The sequence below is a fragment of the Geomonas sp. Red32 genome, assembly GCF_023652955.1.
Lineage (GTDB): Bacteria > Desulfobacterota > Desulfuromonadia > Geobacterales > Geobacteraceae > Geomonas.
In genome coordinates this window covers 274,938-295,463 of sequence record NZ_JAKLOY010000005.1, presented here as the reverse complement: position 1 = coordinate 295,463, position 20,526 = coordinate 274,938, and the positions used below count along the sequence as shown (strand labels likewise).

14 protein-coding genes are annotated in these 20,526 nt (G+C 65.7%); all 14 read left to right on the top strand.

What is annotated here, in order from left to right; genetic code table 11:
* Positions 1–455 precede the first annotated feature (455 nt).
* The 14 genes from L4X63_RS23930 to L4X63_RS15085 all read left to right on the top strand — a co-directional run bounded on the left by L4X63_RS23930 (position 456) and on the right by L4X63_RS15085 (position 20,526).
* Complete coding sequence (locus tag L4X63_RS23930) at positions 456–1,103, top strand: TetR/AcrR family transcriptional regulator (protein ID WP_250679485.1); 648 nt, start codon at positions 456–458, stop codon at positions 1,101–1,103.
* Entirely contained in the window at positions 1,100–2,446 is a 1,347-nt protein-coding gene (locus tag L4X63_RS15145) for a TolC family protein (RefSeq protein ID WP_250679484.1), read from the top strand. The genes L4X63_RS23930 and L4X63_RS15145 overlap by 4 nt, the downstream gene beginning before the upstream one ends.
* Complete coding sequence (locus L4X63_RS15140; protein ID WP_250679483.1) at positions 2,443–3,438, top strand: HlyD family secretion protein; 996 nt, start codon at positions 2,443–2,445, stop codon at positions 3,436–3,438. Before L4X63_RS15145 ends, L4X63_RS15140 begins: the two co-directional genes overlap by 4 nt.
* The gene (locus L4X63_RS15135) at positions 3,435–4,364 is read left to right on the top strand and encodes an ABC transporter ATP-binding protein (RefSeq protein ID WP_250679482.1); all 930 of its coding nucleotides are present in this window, start codon (positions 3,435–3,437) and stop codon (positions 4,362–4,364) included. Before L4X63_RS15140 ends, L4X63_RS15135 begins: the two co-directional genes overlap by 4 nt.
* Positions 4,365–4,447: 83 nt before the next feature.
* Positions 4,448–5,374 carry an ABC transporter ATP-binding protein gene (locus tag L4X63_RS15130; protein WP_250679481.1) on the top strand — a complete coding sequence of 309 codons (927 nt, stop codon included), beginning with the start codon at positions 4,448–4,450 and terminating at the stop codon, positions 5,372–5,374.
* The gene (locus L4X63_RS15125) at positions 5,371–6,504 is read left to right on the top strand and encodes an ABC transporter permease (RefSeq protein ID WP_250679480.1); all 1,134 of its coding nucleotides are present in this window, start codon (positions 5,371–5,373) and stop codon (positions 6,502–6,504) included. Before L4X63_RS15130 ends, L4X63_RS15125 begins: the two co-directional genes overlap by 4 nt.
* Positions 6,505–7,647, top strand: a complete 1,143-nt coding sequence (locus tag L4X63_RS15120; protein WP_250679479.1) for an ABC transporter permease — start codon at positions 6,505–6,507, stop codon at positions 7,645–7,647.
* Between the two features lie 274 nt (positions 7,648–7,921).
* Positions 7,922–11,212, top strand: coding sequence for an MASE3 domain-containing protein (locus tag L4X63_RS15115; RefSeq protein WP_250679478.1), 3,291 nt, complete (start codon positions 7,922–7,924; stop codon positions 11,210–11,212).
* 170 nt (positions 11,213–11,382) lie between these two features.
* Positions 11,383–12,147, top strand: a complete 765-nt coding sequence (locus L4X63_RS15110; protein ID WP_250679477.1) for an XdhC family protein — start codon at positions 11,383–11,385, stop codon at positions 12,145–12,147.
* Complete coding sequence (locus tag L4X63_RS15105) at positions 12,144–12,752, top strand: nucleotidyltransferase family protein (protein ID WP_250679476.1); 609 nt, start codon at positions 12,144–12,146, stop codon at positions 12,750–12,752. The genes L4X63_RS15110 and L4X63_RS15105 overlap by 4 nt, the downstream gene beginning before the upstream one ends.
* Before the next feature lie 244 nt (positions 12,753–12,996).
* Complete coding sequence (locus L4X63_RS15100) at positions 12,997–15,099, top strand: hybrid sensor histidine kinase/response regulator (RefSeq protein WP_250679475.1); 2,103 nt, start codon at positions 12,997–12,999, stop codon at positions 15,097–15,099.
* Positions 15,100–15,336: 237 nt separating this feature from the next.
* Positions 15,337–15,906: a TetR/AcrR family transcriptional regulator gene (locus tag L4X63_RS15095; RefSeq protein ID WP_250679474.1), complete on the top strand. Its 570-nt coding sequence runs from the start codon at positions 15,337–15,339 to the stop codon at positions 15,904–15,906.
* 169 nt (positions 15,907–16,075) lie between these two features.
* Entirely contained in the window at positions 16,076–17,311 is a 1,236-nt protein-coding gene (locus L4X63_RS15090; protein WP_250679473.1) for an efflux RND transporter periplasmic adaptor subunit, read from the top strand.
* A 20-nt stretch (positions 17,312–17,331) separates the two neighbouring features.
* Positions 17,332–20,526: an efflux RND transporter permease subunit gene (locus L4X63_RS15085; protein WP_250679472.1), complete on the top strand. Its 3,195-nt coding sequence runs from the start codon at positions 17,332–17,334 to the stop codon at positions 20,524–20,526.

Here is a 20,526-nt window from a genome sequence, read left to right as displayed (position 1 = left end):
ACAGGAGACGCGCCGTTTGCACAGGAGACGCACCGTTTGTACAGGAGGCCCACCGTTTGTACAGGAGACGCGCCGTTTGTACGGGAGACGCGCCGTTTGTACGGGAGACGCGCCGTTTGTACGGGAGACTCGCCGTTTGTACGGGAGACTCGCCGTTTGTACGGGAGACTCGCCGTTTGTACGGGAGACTCGCCGTTTGTACGGGAGACTCGCCGTTTGTACGGGAGACTCGCCGTTTGTACAGGAGACTCGCCGTTTGTACAGGAGACTCGCCGTTTGTACGGGAGACTCGCCGTTTGTACAGGAGGCCCACCGTTTGTGCAGGAGGCCTGCCGTTTGTGCAGCAGCCCCACCGTTTTTTATTAGCAAAGAATTTTTCCCGGCGCCGCTTGACAAAGGGTAGTCCGTGACCTAAAGTCAAAACTGACCGTGGGTCATTTTTAAAGGAGGACGGCGTGGCTGACAAGGCAAGGAGGGAGGAAACGCTCCCGGACGGCAGGAGGGAGCGGCGCAGTCGGGAGACCCGGGAGAGGATCTTCCGCAGTGCGCTGGAGATCTTCGCCGAGAAGGGGTTCGCCGCCACCACCATCGGGCAGATCACCGAGGCGGCGGACGTCGGCAAGGGGACCTTCTTCAATTACTTCGAGAACAAGGAGAGCATTCTGGTGGAGTACCGCGAGATGCAGATGGGGCGGGTGAAGGAGTTCGTCGCCACCCACCTCGCCTCCGATGTTCCCCTGGAGCGCCTGCTCCTCCTCTTCGCCCTGACCATCACCGAGGAGTTCCAGGCCTCGCCTGCCATCTTCCAGTGCCTCTTCACCGCCATCCTCTCCAACCAAGGGGTACAGGGGCGCATGGTGGTAGGGCTGGAGACCGCCCGCCAGGTGCTGGCGCGGCTTTTGGCCGACCGGCAGCAAAAGGGCAAGATCCGCGGGGAACTGGTCCCCACCGAGGTGGCCTCCTCCTTCCAGGGGATGGTGCTCGGGACCACCCTGGTCTGGTCGCTCGCTCCGGCGCGCCCCCTGGAGGAGAAACTGACCCGGGCGGTGCAGGCCTTCGTGGGAGGGATCGCTTCCCGGCCGTCCGGCGGGGGGGCGTCATGAGACCTCTCCTTTTTGCGCTGGCGGCCCTCCTGCTGCTACCGTCTTCCCCGGCCATCGCCCAGGGGGGACGGACCCTGCCGCTGTCGCTCGAGGACGCCATCCAGCGGGGACTCTCCGGCAATGCCGCCGTCTTGCAGGCCGCGACGCGGGTGGAGGAGGCGGCCGGGAGCAAGCAGCGGCGTAACGCCCTTTACCTCCCCCACCTGCATATCGAGACCCCCTTCGCCTACCAGACCAGAAACCTCCGCGCCATGGGGATCAGCTTCCCCGGCGTCCCGGCGGTGGTCGGTCCCTTCACTACCTACGACTTCCGCCTCTACGGCGATCAGACCCTCTTCGATCTCCAGAGCTACTACGGCATCCGGGCCGGGGAGAAGGAGGTGGCGGCCCGCGGCGACGACTACCGGGACGCCCGCAGCCGCGCCATCCGGCTGGTGGCGGGGAACTACCTCGCGGCCCAGTACGCCGCCGCCCGGGTGGAGACCGCCCGCTCGCGGGTGAGAAGCTCGCAGACCCTGGAGCGGCTGGCGCTCGACCAGCGCGCCGCCGGGGTGGCGGACGGACTCGACGTCCTGCGCGCCCAGGTGCAGCTTGCCAACGACCGCCAGAACCTGGTGGTCGCCCAAAACGGCCTCAAGCAGTCGCTGCTCGTGCTGGCCAGAAGCATCGGCATCGATCTCTCCACCGAGCTCTCGCTCACCGAGACGCTCCGCTACCGCCCTCTCCCCCGCCCACAGATCGAGGAGGCGGTCGGGCTCGCCCTCACCGAGCGCCCCGACTACCGTTCGCTTCTCACCCAGCGGCAGTCGCTGGAGGAGCAGGCGAAGGCGTCGCGGGCCCGCTACTATCCGAAGCTCGTGGTGAGCGGCAACTACGGGGGGAGCGGCCAGAACATAGGCGACATCGAGCCCTCCGGGATCATCCAGTTAAACCTCCTGATGACCATCTTCGACGCCGACCGGACCGGAGAGCGGGTGGAGCTGGAGAGCCGGATGAGGCGGATCGAGGACCAGATCGCCGACCAGAAGCTCGGGGTGGAGCAGGATATCCGCGAGGCGCTCTTGAACCTGGAGGCGGCCGACCAGGAGGTGGCGGTGGCTGCCGACGGCCTGGCGCTCGCCCAAAAGGAGCTCGCCTACGCGAGCGACCGCTTCAAGAACGGGGTCGCCAACAACGTGGAAGTGGTCAACGCCCAGGATGCCCTGGCCCGCGCCCTCGACAACAACCTCGACGCCCTGGTCCGCCACGTCGAATCGAAGATCGCCCTCGCCGCGGCGCTGGGGGAGACCGAAAAGGTCTACCGCCAGTTCCTCGGCATCGGTGAGGAGGTACCTCGTCAATGAGAAAGAGAATCGTCCCCGTCGTCCTGGTGCTCCTCCTGATCTTCGCCATCGCCTACCTGGTTGCCACCCGCAAGGGGAAGGAGAAGGCCGCGGGGCTCCCGGTTTCCGGCAACATCGAGGCCCATGAGAGCGTGGTCGGCTTCAAGGTGCAGGGGCGGCTTGCCGAGCTCGCCGTGGAGGAGGGGCAATGGGTGAAGGCCGGGGACCTGATCGCCCGGCTGGACCAGGCCGACTACCGCCAGCAGGTGGGCATCGAGGAGTCCGGGGTGAAAACGCGGCAGGCCGACCTGGGGCTCACCCTCTCGGGGAGCCGGGTGCAGGAGAAACGATCGGCCGAGCAGGCGGTGGTGGATGCCAAGGCGACCCTCGACCTGAACCGGGCCGACTTCCAGCGCTACCAGGCGCTCTACGAGAAGGACGAGGTATCGGCCCAGATCCGGGACGGTTACCGGACCGGCTACGAGCGGGCGCAGGCGGCCTACGAGCGGGCCCGGCAGAACCTGAGCCAGGTCCTGGAAGGGGCGAGGAAGGAGCAGGTGGCGGTCAGCCGCGCCGGGGTGGAGCAGGCGCGCCAGGCGCTGGAGCTTTCCCGCATCAAGCTCGGCTACACTACGCTGACCGCACCGCTCTCCGGGGTGGTGCTGGTCCGCCAGGCCGAGCTCGGCGAGGTGCTGGGGGCGGGAGCCCCGGTGGTGACCATCGCCGACCTCGACCACCTCTGGCTCAGGGGGTACGTGGCGGAGACCGACCTCGGACGGGTGAAGCTCGGGGCGGCGGCCACCGTGAAGAGCGACACCTATCCCGGTAAGAGCTACCGGGGACGGGTCTCCTTCATCTCCTCGCAGGCGGAGTTTACCCCGAAGAGCGTGGAGACCCACAAGGAGCGGGTGACCCTGGTCTATAGGATCAAGATCGACCTCGACAACCCGGCCCACGAGCTGAAGCCGGGGATGCCGGCCGATGCGGTGATCGACACCGGGGAGGCGCGGTGAAGGAAGGGGAGAGCCCGATAGCGGTCCGGGGCCTCACCAAGTCCTTTCCCGGCGTGCGCGCCGTGGACGGGCTGACCTTTTCGGTCGAGCGGGGGGAGATCTTCGGGCTGGTCGGTCCCGACGGGGCCGGGAAGACCACCACCATGCGGATGCTGGCCGGGGTGCTGACGCCGGAGGCGGGCGAGGTCCGGGTGGCGGGGTGCGACCTGGTCAAGGACCCCGAGGGGGCCAAGCAGCGGGTGAGCTACATGCCGCAGCGCTTCGGGCTCTACGAGGAGCTGACCGTGGACGAGAACATCCGCTTCTATGCACGGCTCTTCCAGGTGAAGGGGAAGGCGTGCGAGGAGCGGGCGGCGAGGCTATTGGCCGGGGCGGGGATGAGCGAGTTCCGGGGGAGGCTCGCCGGGAAGCTCTCGGGAGGGATGAAGCAGAAGCTCGGGCTCGTCTGCGCGCTCATCCACACCCCGGAGGTGATCCTCCTCGACGAGCCGACCAACGGGGTGGACCCGGTCTCCCGGCGGGAGTTCTGGGCCATCCTCTACTCTCTTTTGGGGGAGGGGGTGAGCATCCTCACCACCACGAGCTACCTCGACGAGGCGGAGCGCTGCCACCGCATCGCCCTCCTGCACGAGGGGAGGCTCCTCTTCTGCGATACCCCGGCGGCCTTGAAGGCGAACTTCGCGGGGCAGGTGCTCTCCATAGTCACCGGCGATCCACGCCCGGTGGCTTCCCTCCTGGAGGGGCGCCCCGGGGTCGGGAGCGTGATGGTGGTCGGGGACGGCCTCCATGTGGTGGTCGACGACCCGGCCCGGGTCGCTCAACTCAAAAACGAGCTGGCGGCGGCCGGGGTGACGGCCTCTATCGAGGCGGTCGCCCCTACGGTGGAGGACCTCTTCGTGGAGGCGGTCAGGAGGGGGAAGGGGTGATTAGGGACTCAAGGGACTTAAGGAAGGACCCAAGGGACACCAGGGACTTAAGGGACCTAAGGAAGGGACCGGAGGGAGCGGCGGTGGTCGTGACCGGCCTGGTCAAGAGATTCGGCGACTTCGCGGCGGTGGACGATATCTCCCTCACCGCCAACAAGGGGGAAATCTTCGGCTTCCTCGGCCCCAACGGCGCCGGTAAGTCCACTACCATCCGCATGCTCTGCGGCCTCCTCTCCCCTACCTCGGGCTCCGCTACGGTCTCGGGCATCGACGTCGCCACCCACCCGGAAATCGTCCGCCAGAACATCGGCTATATGTCCCAAAAATTCTCCCTCTACAACGACCTCACGGTACTCGAAAACCTCCACTTCTTCGCCGGCATGTACTCGGTCCCCCGCTCACAACTTCCCTCCCGCATCTCCTGGGCCGTGGAGATGGCGGGCCTCAACGGCCGGGAAAAGTCCATGGCCGGTACGCTCGCCACCGGATGGAAACAACGCCTCGCCCTCGGCTGCGCCGTCCTCCACCGCCCACCGGTGGTCTTCCTCGACGAGCCGACTTCCGGGGTTGACCCCATGTCCCGGCGCCAGTTCTGGGAGCTCATCCACCAGATGGCCGCGGACGGGGTGACGGTCTTCGTGACCACCCACTACATGGACGAGGCGGAATACTGCAACCGGCTGGTGCTCATCTACCGGGGGAAGATCGTCGCCTCGGGAAGCCCGCTGGAACTGAAGGAAGGCTCCATGTCGGGTGAGCTTTTGCTGGTCGAGTGCGAAAAGGTCGGCCAGGCCCTGGAACTCCTGGGCGCCGCCCCCTTCATCCAGGACGCGGCCATCTTCGGTAACGCCCTCCACCTGGTGGTGGAAAACGCGGAGCAGGCGGCGCCCGGGGTGAAGACGCTTCTCGCCCGCGAGGGTATCGCCGCCGGCAAGGTGGAACGGATCCGCCCGAGCCTCGAGGATGTCTTCGTCTCGCTCACCACCCCCCGCCCCGGGAGGACGCCATGAACTTCGACCGCTTCCTGGCCATGGCGATCAAGGAGATCATCCAGATCAAGCGCGATGCCCGCTCGATCGCCATCGTGATCGCCATGCCGGTCATCATGATGCTCGCCTTCGGCTACGGGGTAAGCTTCGATACCAAGCACATCCCGCTCTACCTCCTCGACCAGGAGAAAAGCCAGCAGAGCCAGGATTTCCTCAAGCATTTCCAGGCCTCGGAGTACTTCAACGTGGTGAAGACGGTGGATAGCTACCGGGAGGTGGTGGAGGCTATCGACCGCGGCGACTGCCAGATGGCGGTGGTGGTCCCCTTCGACTTCTCCTTGAAGCTCGCGGCGGGCCAGCCGGTCGGCATCCAGGCCATCGTGAACGGCACCGACAGCAACTCGGCCAACCTCGGGATGAGCTACGGCGAGGCGGTGGTCTCTTCCTACGCCCAGGGGCTCCAGGTCGCCTGGCTCCAGCGGCGGGGACAGATCCGGGTGGCCCCCCCCTTGAGCCTCGACGCCCGCACCTGGTACAACGAGAACCTGGAGAGCATGGCGACCATCGTCCCCGGCGTGGTGGCCATGGTGATGGCGGTGGTGGGGACCTTCCTCACCTCGCTCACCATTGCCCGCGAGTGGGAGCGGGGGACCATGGAGCAGCTCGTCTCCACCCCGGTGACCAGGATGGAGATCATGCTCGGCAAGCTCGCCCCCTACCTCGTCATCGGCCTTTTCGACACCTGCCTCTGCGCGGCCCTCGGGGTCTGGTGGTTCGGGGTTCCCTTCCGGAGCCAGCTCTGGATCTTCCTGTTGTCCACCGTCCTCTTCATCCTGGTGGTCCTCTCCATGGGGTACTTCCTCTCCGTGGTCGGCAAGAACCAGATGGCCGCGAGCCAGCTCGCCCTGGTGGCCACCTTCCTCCCGGCCTTTCTCCTCTCCGGATTCATCTATCCCATCGACCAGATGCCGGCCGCCGTGCAGGTGGTCACCCATCTCGTCCCGGCCCGCTACTTCATGTTCATCCTGCGTAACGTCTTTCTCAAGGGGACGCCGCTTTCGCTCATGTGGCAGGACGTGGCCGGGCTCGCCCTGTTCGCCGTGGTGTTGACCATCCTGGCCACCCGGGCCTTCAAGAAGAGGATCGATTAGATGCGCGCCATGCTGAGCCGCCTGCGCCACATGCTGGTCAAGGAATTCATCCAGGTCCTGCGGGACAAGCGGACCCGCTTCCTGCTCCTGGGCCCCCCGGTGATCCAGATGGTGGTCTTCGGCTATGCCGCCACCCTGGAGATCAAGCACGTCCCGATGGCGGTGCTCGACTACGACCAGAGCCAGGCCTCCCGCGAGCTCGTCTCCCGCTTCGAGGGGAGCCGCTACTTCGACGTCCGTTACCGGCTCACCGACCGCCGCCAGGTCGCCGACCTCATCGACCGCGGGGAGGTGACCATGGCGGTCGAGATCGACGCCGGCTTCGCGCGCCTGCTGGGGAAGGGGGAGACCGCCCATGCCCAGGTGATCGTGGACGCCAGCAACTCCAACACGGCGCTCGTGGGGCTTGGCTATCTGAACGAGGTGGCGGGCTCCTACGCCCGCGAGTACCAGCTCGCCTCGCTCTCCCGGACGGCACCCCTTGCCGCCGGCGGCCTCCCCACCATCGTCCTCGACAAGCGCCCCTGGTACAACACCGATATGTCGAGCCAGTGGTTCTTCGTCCCGGGGGTGATCGGCAACCTCATGCTGGTCATCGTGATGACCCTCACCGCCGTCTCGGTGGTCCGGGAGCGGGAGATCGGGACCCTGGAGCAGATCATGGTGACCCCCATCCGCCGGAGCGAGTTCATCCTCGGCAAGACCATCCCCTTCTTCCTGATTGGCGGCCTGGACGCCACCCTGATCTCGGCGGTGGGGACCTTCTGGTTCAAGGTGCCGCTTCGGGGGAGCGTCTGGGTGCTTGCCCTCGGCACCGTCCTCTTTCTCCTGGGGGCGCTCGGGATCGGCCTCTTCATCTCCACGGTCTCCGCCACCCAGCAGCAGGCGATGGTGACCAGCTTCTTCTTCATCATGCCCGCCATCATCTTCTCCGGTTTCGGCTCCCCCATCAGCAGCATGCCCACCTTCTTGCAGTACCTAACCCTGCTGAACCCGATGCGCTACTTCCAGACCGTGCTCCGCAGCGTCTACCTGAAGGGGGTGGGGATCGACGTGCTCTGGCCGCAGATGGCGGGGATGGCCGCCATCGGGATCTTCATGCTCTCGGTGAGCGTGCTCCGTTTCCACAAGTCTCTGGAATGAATTTGGTCTCCCGCCTCCTGTTCCCGGTACTCTCAAATCCTTGCCGTCACGGGATGAATGAATTCGACACTGCGGGAAAAACTTAGTTTTCTTTAGTGATATTTATGCTAAAAGAAAAACTCTGGACGTGCCGATACAGTAATTATTCCCGCGCTCTTTGCCGATCGCGGCCATAGATCCTGCCCCTCCCGCCGGAGTTGCCATGAGCCGAAGCGGATCTGACATAGATCCTCCCGAGGGAGGTCATCCCGCGCTTTCTGCCGAGGATGAGGTCATGGGACGGGTCGGTACCGGCCGCTTCCTGGCGGCGGCCGTTGCCGTGGCCGCCGGGCTCTTCCTCTCCGCCCGCTACTCCTATCTCCTCTTCCACTCCCTGGTCGAATTCGCCAGCATATCGCTCGCCCTCACCACCGCCATCCTGGTCTGGAACACCCGCGAACGGCTGGAAAACGGTTTCCTGATGGTGATCTGCACCGGCTTCGCCGCCGCCGGGGCCATCGATCTCCACCACACCCTGGCCTACCGGGGGATGAACGTCTTTCCCGGCTACGACGCGAACCTCCCGACCCAGCTCTGGGTCGCCGCCCGCGCCCTCCAGACCACCTCCTTCCTGGCGGCCCCCCTGCTGATCGGGAAAAAGCCGCGGTTGCCGCTTCTCATGGGGGGCTACGCGCTTTTGGCCCTGGCCCTGCTCTGGGCGGTCTTCCACGGGGACTTCCCCGACTGCTACCGGGAAGGGACTGGGCTTACCCGCTTCAAGATCGTCTCCGAGTACGCGATCTCCCTGCTGCTCGTGTTCTCGCTCCCGCTCCTTTGGAGGATCCGTTCCCGCCTCAGCCGGACCACCTTCCGGTTCATCATGGCCTCCGCCATCTGCACCATCCTTTCCGAGATCGCCTTCACCCGCTACGTCGCAGTCTCCGACTTCGCCAACATGGCCGGGCACTACCTGAAGCTGGCCGCCTATTACCTCGTCTACCGCGCCATCTTCGTCTGCGGGGTCCGGCGCCCCTTCCACACGTTGTTCCGGGAGCTCCGCCAGTCCCAGCTCTCCCTCGTCGAGGCGAACCAGTCGGTGGAGCGCAAGGTCGAGGAGCGGACCGCCCAGTTGCGGGAGCAGGAGGAGCTGCTGAGCGCCGTCCTCCAGTCGGCCCGCGACGGCATCCTCCGCTGCGACCGCGCCGGAAGGATCCTGGCCGTCAACGACGCCTACTGTCGGATGAGCGGCTTCTCCTGCACCGAACTTTTGACCATGAGGGTCCACGACCTCTCCGAGCGCTCCCCGGAGGAGCTCGAGCGGCTCTCCCGGCAGGTGGTCGCCGCCGGCCAGGCGGAGCTGGAGGGGCGCCACCGCCGCAAGGACGGCACCCCCTTCGACGTCGAGGTCTCGGCCCGTTACCTTACCGAGGGGGGCGGGGTGATCGTCACCTTCGTGCGCAATGTCACCACGAAGAAGCTCGTGGAGTCGTACCGGGTCATGAGCCACCGGATCATGCTCGCCCTCAATACGCCCGCCCTCCTCGAGGACATCCTGGCCGAGACCGTCTCGCTGGTGAAATCGATGACCGGGGTGGACGCGGTGGCGGTACGCCTCAAGGAGGGGGAGGATTTCCCCATCATCCGCTCCGACGGCTACAGCGCCGAATTCCTGGAGCGCGAACGCTCGCTCGCCGGGCGCTCTTCGGTGGCCGATCTCTCCGGCTCGCTCAGGCTGGAATGCACCTGCGGGGTGGTGGCTTCCGGAGCCACCGGCCCGGGCCAGGGGGTCTTCACCCCGCGCGGAAGCGCCTGGTCCAACGACTCCTTCTCCGAGCTCGACCTCTCCCCCGCGGATGACCGCCGCTACTGCCCCCGCAACGAATGCCGGCGGCACGGGTACGTCTCCATGGCGCTGGTTCCCATCCGGGCCAAGGGGGAGATCGTCGGCGTCCTCCAGATGGGGGCCAAGCGGAAGGGGTGCTTCATCCGGGAGGAGATCTCCCTCCTCGAGGACGTGGCCGAGCACGTGGGGGAGGCGCTGTTGAGAAAGCAGGCGGAGCAGGCTCTCTTGGACAGCGAGGAGACCCTGCGTGCCATCACCGACAACGCCGCCGCCATCATCTACATGAAAGACTCCGCCGGCCGCTATCTTTTGGCCAACCGGCTCTGCCGCGAGCTGATGCCTCCGGGGACTGCCGATCCCATCGGGAGAAGCGACTTCGATATGTTCCCGCCCGAGGTCGCCTCCCTCTTGGCCGACAACGACCGGCGGGTCCTGCACGACGGGGTCCCTGCCAGTTTCGAGGAGTGGCTCCCGTCGGGCGGGGGACGCAGGCTCTACATCTCGGTCAAGTTCCCGCTCAAGAAGATCTCCGGCGAGATCTACGCGGTCTGCGGGATCTCCACCGACATCACCGACCGGAAAAGGGCCGAGGAGGAGCGGCTCGCCCTGGAGACCCAGCTGCAGCAGGCCCGCAAGATGGAATCGGTGGGAAGGCTTGCCGGTGGGGTGGCCCACGACTTCAACAACATGCTCGGGGTGATCCTCGGCTACGCGGAGCTCAGCCTTTTGCAGCTGGAGTCCGATCATCCGGTCGTCGGGGCCCTCCAGGAGATCGTCCAGGCCGCCCAGCGTTCGGCCGAGCTGACCCGCCAGCTTTTGGCCTTCGCCCGCCGGCAGCCGATCGCCCCCAAGGTGGTCGATCTCAACGAGACCGTCAACGGGATGCTGAAGATGCTCAAGCGGCTGATCGGGGAGGACGTCACCCTGATGTGGCACCCGGGAGAGGGGGTCTGGGCGGTCAAGGCCGACTGCTCCCAGCTGGACCAGATCGTGGCCAACCTCTGCGTGAACGCCCGGGACGCCCTGGGGAGCGGAGGGACCATCACCATCGAGACCGCCAACTGCACCCTCGACGAGGCCTACTGCGCGGACCATCTCGACTCCCGCCCCGGAGAGTACGTGCGGCTGTCGGTGGCCGACAACGGGCACGGGATGGATCCGGAGACCCTTTCCCAGGTCTTCGAGCCGTTCTTCACCACCAAGGGGGTCGGCAAGGGGACCGGCCTCGGGCTGGCCACCGTCTTCGGGGCGGTCAAGCAAAACGGCGGCTTTCTGGAGGTGGAGAGCGCGCCGGGAGAGGGGGCGGTCTTCAGGATCTATCTCCCGCGCCACCCGGAACCGGCGGTTGCCAAGGAGAGTGCGCCGTCGGCCGCCATCACGGGGGGGAGCGAGACGGTCCTCGTGGTGGAGGACGAGGCGGGGATCCTGCAGATGGCTACCGTGCTCCTGAATATGCTGGGGTACCGGGTGCTGGCCGCCTCCTCGCCCGAGGAGGCCCTGCAGGTGGCGGCCGGATACGAGGGGACCATCGACCTGCTGATGACCGACGTGATCATGCCGGGGATGAACGGCCGGGCGCTTGCCGAGGCGGTCCAAGCCTGCCGCCCCGGAGTCCGGATCCTCTTCATGTCCGGCTACGCCGCCGATTTCGCTTCCCCCGAGGGGGCCGTGGGCGAGCAGTTCATCCAGAAACCGTTCAATATGGGATCGCTGGCCAAGAAGCTGCGCGAGGCGCTCGCGTGACTATCCGGAGGCGATCCCGTCCCCGGTGACTTCCCGTCCGCCACCCTTGAGGGGAAAAAGCGGGGAGACGCGGAGAGGAAGCCGGAAGGGTCCCCGGTTGTTTTCCGGTGCCGCTGTGCTATGAAAGGTTGGGTGGCGGGGAGGGCCTACTGCCGCAAGGGGAGGGGGCGATGACCGATCTGGAGCTGTACGAGGAGGTGGTGGCGCTCACCCGCAGGGGGGAGCCCTTTTCCGTCGCCACGGTCGTTTCCCACCGGGGCTCTTCCCCGCGCAAGGCGGGCGCCAAGATGCTGGTGCGCGGGGACGGAACCCTGCTCGGCTCGGTGGGGGGAGGATGGGTGGAGAAGGAGTCGGTGGCGGCGGCGCTCTCCTCCCTGGCCGCCGGTACCCCCACGCTCCTCGAGTTCGACCTGAGCGAAGAAAACGGCTATGCCTGCGGCGGGGGGATGACGGTCTTTGTCGAGCCCCAGGGGAAGAGGGGGGAGCTCGTCGTCTTCGGCGCGGGGCATGTGGGGAAGGCGGTGACCGAGCTGGCCTCCCGCTGCGGCTTCCGGGTGCTGGTGGTGGACGAGCGTCCCGAGTGCGCCTCGGCCGCGCTCCTTCCGGGAGCGGAGCGGGTGATCTGCGCTGCGGCCGGTGATGCCCTTGCCTCGCTCCCTGTCGGCAAGGGAAGCTTCCTGCTCATCGCCACCCCCAGCCATGCCCAGGATTTCGAAGCGGTCCGGCTCTGCCTGGGGACCGGGGCCGGTTTCATCGGTCTTTTGGGGAGCCGCCGCAAGCGCGAGCTCCTTTTCAAGACCCTGGCCGACGAGGGGATCGCCCCCGAGGAGCGGGAGCGGGTGGTGACCCCGGTAGGGATCGATATCGGCGCGCATACGCCGGAGGAGATTGCGGTGAGCGTGGTGGCCCAGCTGATCGCCCTGAGGGGAAGATGACTCCCGCGGTGACCGCCATCCTGCTGGCCGCCGGGCGCTCGCGGCGGATGGGAAGCTGCAAGCAGCTCCTCCCGCTGGGTGCCGAAAGTGCCCTGGAGCGCTGCCTGGGCACCCTCTTCGCCGCCGGGGCCGCCGGTGTCGTGGTGGTGGTCTCCCCCGGCGCCGATGGGGAACGGGTGGCCTTGGCGGCGGCCCGATTTCCGGTCCGGGTGGTGGTCAACCGGGAGGCGGAGGGGGACATGGCCTCCTCCATCCGGGCCGGGCGCGACCGGCTCCCGGCCGGAGCCGAGGCGGTCCTGGTCGCCCTCTGCGACCTCCCCCTGGTCCGGCCGGAGACGGTGGCCACCCTGGTTCATCTGCACCGGACCGCCCCGGAGCGGATCCTGATGCCGACTTGCGGGGGGAGGAAAGGGCACCCCCTGCTGGTTCCGCTCCCCGTGCTGGCCGATCTGGGGGAGGGAGAAACGTTGAGGGAGGTGATCGGGCGGCACCGTCGCCTGGTGAGGGAGGTGGAGGTCGACGACCCCGGCATCCTCGCCGATATGGACCTTCCGCAAGATTACCTCCGGATGCTCTCCCGCCTTTGCCGCGACCGTGCCTTTTGATTGAAATTATCGTTTTCTAATATTGTAAGTGAGATCAGCAAGTTATCGAAAGGGTTGATGGCCGGTATCGTTCGGTTCGATGAATTCGGGATGACAAGCCATTGGCCGTTATGCTATGTTCCGCGGGAAATCATTGACTTAATCGTGTTCCCGGCTGGCTGAGCCTACCTCACCGCACGCTCATCCCGCTCTCACCGCCTCCGCGGACACTGTTATGCGCCGGCTTTCCCGGCTCGGGTGCGGAATGGATAGACTCTTTCAAAACCTGTGGGACTTCGTTGTCAAGGGACAGGAGATCCCACTCGAGGTTCGTCTATTCCGCCTGGTCACTTTGACCGCCGCCAACCTCTGCCTCTTCGTCATTCTCCCCATCAATATCATTCTCGACCTTCCCGTTGAGCTCAACGAAATCATCGCGGTCTATTCCGTGATCACCTTCGGGCTGTACGAGCTTTCGCTGCGCGGGCGCCATTTCATCACCAGCTATTACTGGCTGACGCTGGCGGTCCTCAACGGCTGCTGGATGTTCAACGCGGGGGACGCGGGGAGCATCGCCTTCTATTTCTTCGCCGCCGCCCTCTACCCGTTGACCTTTTTCAAGGGAGGGCGCCGCCACGCCCTGCTCCTTTTGATGGTGGCCGACTACTGCGCGCTGGTCCTTCTGCAGTATAACTACCCGCAGTTGGTGGTCCCTTTCCAGACCCCGCAGGACCGCATCATCGACCTCACCTCCGGCTTCGGTTTCAGCCTCCTCGCCTTCTCCCTCATTTTCTGGGTGATCATCACCTCCCTCACCCGCGAGCTCGAGGACCGTAAAAGGGCCGAGGATTCGCTGGCCGAGAACGAGCGGACCCTCAAGTCGCTGCTCGACTTCATGCCGGCCGGGGTCTGGTGGCACGGCGAGGACGGGAGGATCGAGTACGTGAACCACTCCTTCCGCAAGATGTTCGGCTACGGGCCCGAAGACCACCCCCGCCTGAAGGACTGGTACCCGGTCGGATACCTGGGAGGTGCCGGCGACGGCGCCGGGGCGTCCAACGGCAACCACGACGGGCGCGGGGAGAACGGCTCCCACCGCCGGGCGCGGACCCGCGAGCTGAAGATCACCTGCCGGGACGGCTCGTGCAAGCATGTGCTGGTCAACACCCAGAGGGTCCTCGGCCGCACCATTGAGCTCTTCACCGACATCACCGAGCGGGAGATGCTCCAGGACCAGCTGCTCAAGGTGCAGAAGCTGGAGTCCCTGGGGGTGCTGGCGGGAGGGATTGCCCACGACTTCAACAACATCCTCACCTCCATCATGGGGAACGTCTCCTTCGCCCGTGCCCTGGTGGAGCCGGGGACCAAGGTGCAGGAGTGTCTGGAGCAGTCGGAAAAGGCCTCGATGCGGGCTGCCGAGCTGGCCAAGCAGCTCCTGACCTTCGCCAAGAAGGGGGAGCCGATGAAGCAGCCGCTGCGGGTCGGCGACATCATCGACGAGTCGCTCTCCCTTGCGCTACGGGGGAGCCACGTCCAGGCGGAGCTGCAGTTCCCCCCCTCCCTCCCCACCATCGAGGCCGATCCGGGGCAGTTGAGCCAGGCCTTCAACAACATCATCCTCAACGCGCTGCACTCCATGCCGGTGAGCGGGATCCTGACCATCCAGGGAGATCTCCTCAGCCTGGAGGAGGGGAACGGTTACAACCTTCCCGGGGGCGACTACGTCAAGCTTCGTTTCATCGACCAGGGGGAGGGGATCTCCCCGGCCGACCTCAACAAGATCTTCGATCCCTATTTCACCACCAAGCCGGGGGGCTCCGGGCTCGGGCTTGCCTCGACCCACTCCATCGTCTCCCGGCACGGCGGGGCCATCCTGGTCGCCTCCACCCCCGGCAGTGGCACCACCTTCACGGTGGTCCTGCCGGCTTCCGGGGAGCCCCTCCTGGAAGGCCCCGCTCTCCCTCCGGAGCCCCTCGCGGAGCGCACCGGGACCGGGAAGGTCCTGGTGATGGACGACGAGGAGATGATCTGCCGTTTCGCGGCCGATCTCTTGGGCCGCTTCGGGTATGCGGTGGAGACCTGCTTCAACGGGGAGCAGGCCATCGCCATGTACCGCCAGGCCCTGGAGAAGGGGGAGGGGTATTCGGCGGTGATCCTCGACCTCACCATTCCCGGCGGGATGGGAGGGAAGGAGGCGGCGGCGAGGCTCCTCGAGCTGGATGCCAACGCCCGCCTGATCGTCTCGACCGGGTATTCGAACGACCTGGCCCTCGCCGAGTGGAAGAATTTCGGTTTCGCCGGCTGCCTCAAAAAGCCGTACCTCGCCTCCGACATCCTCCGGATCGTCGAGCGGGTCACCGGCGGGTGACACCCCCACCACCCTGCGTCGCAACTCCCCCGCCCCTTTAAAATTTTCCCTCACCCGGCCTTCGGCCACCCTCTCCCCCACGGGAGCAAAGGGATAGTCCTCCGCAACTCCGCGATACTCTTGCCCCGCATCGTTTTAGTCAACGTTCACATTTTAATGATTGACATGCACGGCACAAAAGTATATCCAAGAATGAACGTTCATTCAGTGGGGTAGACGCCGATGGTTGGGTGCAGTATGGATTGCAGCGAAAAAAGGGCGGCCATCATCAGGGCCACCGTGCAGCTGGTCAGCGAGAACGGCTTCCACGGCGCTCCGATGGCCATGGTCGCCGAACGGGCCGGAGTGGCGGCGGGGACCATCTACCGCTACTTCGAGAACAAGGACGCCCTGATCGGGGCGACCTACAGCGAGCTTGACGACCGTCTCCGCGCGAGGGCTCTGGACGGGTACCCGGAGCAGGGGACCCCCAGGGAGAAGTTCTTCCACCTGGCGCGGGTGCTGGTCGACTGGTGGACCTCGTCCCCCATGGAATTCCGTTTCGTGGAGCAGTTCCACAACTCCCCCTACGGCGTCGCTTTCCGCAAGGAGATGCTGCTCGGCAAGCAAAGCAACCTCTGCCGGGATATCTTCAGCGAGGCACAGGAGCACAAGGCGGTCCGGGACCTCCCGACCCCGGTGCTGATAGCCCTGGCTCTCGGGCCGCTCATCTACATCTCCCGGGACCACAACCTCGGCTTCATCGCCCTCGATGACGACATGCTGGAGCAGGCCATCGACGGCTGCTGGAAGGCGGTAGCCATATAAGAAAGGAACCTGTCGATGCTGGTTAAACTGCTGCCGGTAGCGGTGGCGATCACCTGGATTCTGATCATCGCGGTCTGCTTCTACCCGCGGAAGAAATGATCTCGTAACCCTGTACGCCCGGCCCTCTACGGCCGGGCATTACCATTTTCATCAAAGGATGAGGTGTAGCATGCAAAAGTTGAACAGATTCGGCTATCTTGGGGCGGTGGTTGCGACCTTGGCCCTATTGACCAGCGGCTGCGGCAAGCAGAGCGCGACCGCCGGGGCTCCCCCGCCGAGCGGCCCCCCCGAGGTCTCCGTGGTGGAGGTCCAGCCGCAGACCGTATCCCTCACCACCGAGCTCCCCGGGCGGACCTCCGCCTACCTGGTGGCCGAGGTGCGTCCCCAGGTTAACGGCATCATCCAGAAACGCCTCTTCACCGAGGGTGCGGACGTCAGGGCCGGCGAGGTCCTCTACCAGATCGATGCCGCCCCTTACCAGGCGGCCTACGCGAGCGCCAAGGCGGCGGTCGGCAAGGCCGAGGCCAACCTCATTCCGCTCAAGCTGAAGGCCGACCGTTACCGCCAGCTGGTCGCCACCAATGCGGTCAGCAAGCAGGATTACGACGACGCGGCCGCCGCGGTGAAGACCGCCGAGGCCGAGGTCGAGGCCGCCAAGGCCAACCTGCAGACCGCCAGCATCAACCTTAACTACACCAAGGTGACCGCCCCGATCGCAGGGCGCATCGGCCGCTCCTCGGTGACCACCGGCTCCCTGGTGACCGCCAGCCAGGCCACCGCGCTCGCGACCATCCAGAAGCTCGACCCGGTCTACGTGGACGTGACCCAGTCGACCTCCGACCTGTTGCGGATGCGGCAGGCGGTGGCGGCCGGCAGGCTTCAGAAGGGCGGCGCGGGCCAGGCCAAGGTCAAACTCCTCCTCGAGGATGGCAGCCGCTATCCGCTGGATGGCGCGCTCAAGTTCTCCGACGTGACCGTCGACCAGGGGACCGGCTCGGTCATCCTGCGCACCGTCTTCCCCAACCCGAAAAACCAGCTCCTCCCCGGGATGTACGTGAGGGCGCAGGTCGAGGAAGGGGTGGTCTCCAACGCCATCCTGCTGCCGCAGCAGGCGGTCTCCCGCGACCAGATGGGGAATGCGGTAGCCCTCGTGGTCGGCGCCGACAGCAAAGTGGCGCCCCGTCCGCTGAAGGTCTCCCGCGCGGTGGGTGACAAGTGGCTGGTGGACGACGGCCTCAAGCCGGGCGACAAGGTCATCGTGGAAGGGCAGCAGAAAGGCCGCCCCGGCACCACCGTCAAGGCGGTCCCCTTCGTGCCGAAGAGCGCTGCCGCCATGGGCGCTCTGGGCCAGCCGGGTGCCGCTCCGCAAGGCGCTGCCCAGCCCGCGGCCCAGGCTAAGAAGTAAATCGAACAAGGAGCTTGCAGATGCCTCGTTTCTTTATCAACCGCCCGATCTTCGCTTGGGTTATCGCGATCATGATCATGCTGGTGGGCCTTTTGGCAGTGAAAACCCTGCCGGTCTCCCAGTATCCTCCGATCGCGCCTCCCCAGATCACCATCAACGCCGTCTACCCCGGCGCCTCGGCCCAGACGGTGCAGGACACCGTGACCCAGGTCGTCGAGCAGAAGTTAAACGGCATCGACAACCTGATCTACATGTCCTCCACCTCCGACTCGTCCGGTGCGGTGTCCATCAACCTTACCTTCAAGGCCGGCACCGACCCGAACATCGCGCAGGTCCAGGTCCAGAACAAGCTCCAGCTGGCCACCCCCCTCCTGCCGCAGATCGTGCAGAAGCAGGGGATCCAGGTGGTCAAGTCGACCAGGAACTACCTGATCATCGTCGGCCTCGTCTCCGAGGACGGGGCGCTCGACCGTAACGTCCTCACCGACTACCTGGTTTCCAACGTCCAGGACATCGTGAGCCGTCTGGAAGGGGTTGGCGAGCTGCAGATCTTCGGCGCACAGAACGCCATGCGCATCTGGATGAACCCGGACAAGCTCAACAGCTACCACCTGACCAACGCCGACGTCGCCGCCGCGGTCACCGCCCAGAACGCCCAGGTCTCCGCCGGCCAGTTCGGCGGCATCCCGGCCATGCAGGGGCAGCAGCTGAACGCCACCATCACCGCGCGGACGCTGCTGCAGACCCCCGAGCAGTTCGGGGAGATCGTGGTCCGCACCAACCCGGACGGCTCCGTCGTCAGGCTGAAGGACGTCGCCGAGTGCAAGATCGGCACCGAGAACTACGACATCCAGTCCTTCTACAAGGGGAAACCGGTCGGCGCCATGGCGATCCGTCTGGCGGCCGGTGCCAACGCGCTCGATACCGCCAACCGGATCAAGGCCAAGATGGACGAGCTCTCCAAGTACTTCCCGCAGAACGTCAAGGTGGTCTACCCGTACGACACCACCCCGTTCGTGAAGATCTCTCTTGAGGAGGTGGTCCACACCCTGGTCGAGGCGGTCGTCCTGGTCTTCCTGATCATGTTCCTCTTCCTCCAGAACATCCGCGCCACCCTCATCCCGACCATCGCGGTCCCGGTCGTGCTTTTGGGTACCTTCGGCGTCCTCAAGGCGGGCGGCTTCTCGATCAACACCCTGACCATGTTCGCCCTGGTCATCGTCATCGGCCTATTGGTCGACGACGCCATCGTCGTCGTCGAGAACGTGGAAAGGATCATGACCGAGGAGGGGCTTCCACCAAAGGAGGCGACCATCAAGTCGATGGGGCAGATCACCTCCGCCCTCTGGGGGATCGTGACCGTCCTCACCGCCGTCTTCCTCCCGATGGCCTTCTTCGGCGGCTCCACCGGCGTCATCTACCGCCAGTTCTCCATCACCATCATCTCGGCGATGATCCTGTCGGTTACGGTGGCCATGACACTCACACCGGCCCTCTGCGCCACCCTCTTGAAGCCGGTAGCCAAGGGGCACCTGCCAGGCGAGAACGGCTGGTTCGCCGGCTTCTTCCGCCGGTTCAACGGCCTCTTCGACTTCTGCCGCGGCAAGTACGAGGGGATCGTCGGCCGCTCCTTCGCCAAGCCCATCCGCTACCTGGTCTCCTACGGCGCGGTAGTGGCCTGCATGGTTTTCCTCTTCCTGCACCTCCCCTCCTCCTTCCTTCCGGATGAGGACCAGGGCTTCTTCTACTGCATGGTGCAGCTCCCTCCGGGCGCTACCATGGAGCGCACCATGAACACGCTGACCGATCTCCAGCACTACTTCGAGACCAAGGAGAAGGACACCGTCGACTCGGTGCTCACCGTCGCCGGCATCAGCTTCGCCGGCCGCGGCCAGAACATGGGGCTTGCCTTCGTCAAGCTCAAGGACTGGAAGGACCGCAAGACCCCCGACAAGAGGGTGAAGGCCATCGTCGGCCGCGCCATGGGGGCCTTCGGGAAGTTCAAAGACGGCCTCGCCTTCGCCTTCCCGCCCCCTGCGGTGGTCGAGCTCGGCCAGGCCAACGGTTTCGACTTCCAGCTGCAGGACCGCGGGGGCTTGGGCCACGCGAAGCTCATGGAGGCGCGCAACCAGCTCCTCGGCATGGCGATGAAGAACAAGAAACTGGTGGCGGTGCGCCCCAACGGGCAGGACGATTCCCCCCAGTTCAAGCTGGACATCGACGACGCCCGCGCCGGAGCCCTCGGGGTCTCCCTGGACGACGCCAACAGCCTCCTCTCCACCGCCTGGGGTAGCTCCTACGTGAACGACTTCATCCAGAACGGGCGCGTGAAGAAGGTCTACCTGCAGTCCGACGCCCGCTTCAGGATGGTGCCCGACGACATCAACCGCTGGTACGTCCGCAACAAGACCGGCGACATGGTCCCCTTCTCCGCCTTCGCCAACGCGAAGTGGCAGTATGGCTCGCCGCGCCTCGAGCGCTACAACGGCATCCCGTCGGTCGAGGTCATGGGTCAGGCGGCTCCCGGGGTGAGTACCGGCGAGGCGATGACCGAGATGGAGAAGATGGCCGCCCAGCTTCCGCCGGGGATCGGCTACGAGTGGACCAACCTCTCCTACGAGGAGAAGAACGCGGGCGCTCAGGCTCCTGCCCTTTACGCCATCTCGCTCATCGTCGTCTTCCTGAGCGTGGCGGCCCTCTACGAGAGCTGGACCATCCCGTTCGTCAACCTGTTGATGCTTCCGCTGGGCCTGGTCGGCGCGGTTACCGCCGTCAAGCTCCGCATGCTTCCGAACGACGTCTACCTGCAGATCGGTCTTCTGACCACGGTCGGCCTCTCCACCAAGAACGCCATCCTGATCATCCAGTTCATCAAGGACCAGATGCATCATGGACTCGGTCTCGTGGAGGCGACCCTCACCGCGGTCAAGATCAGGCTCCGCCCGGTCATCATGACCTCGCTGGCCTTCTTCTTCGGTACCCTGCCGCTCGCCCTCACCAAGGGGGCCGGCGCCGGGGCCCAGAACGCCATCGGTACCGCGGTGACCGGCGGTCTGTTGTCGGCGACCTTCATCGACCTGATCTTCATCCCGTTCTTCTTCGTGCTGGTCTCCCGGGTCTTCGCCAGGAAGCCTCACCCTGCCTCGGAGGGGTCGGGTGATGGCCCGGCCCCCGGCGAGGGTAAAGAGAGCGGCGCTGCTACGGAGGTGGTCTGA